2 protein-coding genes are annotated in these 1431 nt (G+C 42.3%); both read left to right on the top strand.

The window, feature by feature from the left end; genetic code table 11:
- The first annotated feature begins 93 nt into the window (after nt 1-93).
- Complete coding sequence (locus tag GO493_RS30710; protein ID WP_157310074.1) at nt 94-435, top strand: ISAon1 family transposase N-terminal region protein; 342 nt, start codon at nt 94-96, stop codon at nt 433-435.
- Nucleotides 416-1399 carry an ISAon1 family transposase gene (locus GO493_RS30715; protein WP_198315875.1) on the top strand — a complete coding sequence of 328 codons (984 nt, stop codon included), beginning with the start codon at nt 416-418 and terminating at the stop codon, nt 1397-1399. The genes GO493_RS30710 and GO493_RS30715 overlap by 20 nt, the downstream gene beginning before the upstream one ends.
- Nucleotides 1400-1431 lie beyond the last annotated feature (32 nt).

A 1431-nucleotide genomic window follows, 5' to 3' on the forward strand; every position in this document is an offset into this window, starting at 1 on the left:
GGATCAAGTTGAAAACTTGGGGGGAAGATCAAAAAGTTGTTTTTTTGCAGCTCATTAAGAAGCAACAACTTGGATCAGAACTATCGACAGTTAATGGAATTTCTTCTCCCAAAGGGACTTTTAGAGTATTTTGACCTGATCAAAACCACTCAATCGCCCAACGGACTTCATATTTACCTTGAAGAAAAGAATGATCCGCCTGTCGAGTATAGCGATCGAAAGCTCCATTCTAAAGGCTTTTTACCTGAGATACGCGTTCAGGACTTTCCGATTAGAGAAAACAAAGTGACCCTGGTTATAAAGCGTAGGCGCTGGGAGGATCCCCAGACTAATGAAATCATTACCAGAGATTGGGATGTGGTCAGTGACGGAGCTCGTATTACCAAAGAGTTCGGTCTTTTTTTAAAAGAAACACTTGGACGAAAACCCCATTAGTCCTGTACTTCTAGGTCATTTATTCCATATAGACGGAAAACAATTACAGCAGCAATACAAGCATCATTTAAGCGATTTTACCAGTTGGGAGCAGAAAGAACACGCTGCAGAGTGGATGTTATTTGAACAGAATATGGGGGCTTATTTGAGCATTGATGAGACAGCATTCTCTAGTGGAGAATTGTACACTATTGTAACCAATAAAGCCGCCAAAGGCCGTAAAGGCGCACTAGTGGCTATGATTAAGGGCACTCAGTCAGATCAGCTGATTGATATCCTGAAGAAAATACCAAGACGCTTGCGCATAGAGGTAAAAGAAGTGACAGTGGATATGGCAGGCAGCTTGAATCGTGTTGTAGATAAGTGTTTTCCACGAGCTTCAAAAGTAATAGATCGTTTCCATGTCCAACAACTGGCTTTTGATGGCGTACAGGAAGTTCGGATAAAGTACCGCTGGGAAGCCATGGAAGAGGAAAACCAGGCCATAGAAGAGGCTAGAAAGAGAAACGTTGCTTTTCATCCGGAAGTGCTGGCCAATGGAGATACTGTAAAGCAATTATTAGCCCGTAGCCGTTACCTATTGTTTAAGCATCCACGTTTATGGACGCGGGACCAACAACAGCGTGCAGAGCTACTTTTCACACGTTATCCTGTAATTCAAAAAGCCTATCAGTTATCGCTAAGGTTAGGCGAAGTATTCCGTCTAAGTAAAACCAGGCAGGAAGCCTTTAAGAAACTAGCTCTCTGGCATGCTGACGTAGAAAACTCAGGGTTGGCCTCGTTTAAAACTCTTGATAAAACCATTCAACAACACTATTTGGGCATCCTTAACTTCTTCGATAACAGAAGTACCAACGCGGCTGCCGAGTCGTTCAATGCTAAGATTAAAGCCTTTAGAAATGCACTAAGGGGAGTCAGAGATGTAGAGTTTTTCCTTTACAGATTAGCCAAAATCTATGCTTAGAATCAAAATCCCCCAAGTTTTCAACTTGATCC

Source organism: Chitinophaga tropicalis (assembly GCF_009758205.1).
In the GTDB taxonomy this organism is placed as follows: domain Bacteria; phylum Bacteroidota; class Bacteroidia; order Chitinophagales; family Chitinophagaceae; genus Chitinophaga; species Chitinophaga tropicalis.

Excerpts from the sequence above, each read along its gene's own strand:
- GO493_RS30710 (WP_157310074.1), top strand. The coding sequence starts at position 94 with ATGGAATTTCTTCTCCCAAAGGGACTTTTAGAGTATTTTGACCTGATC.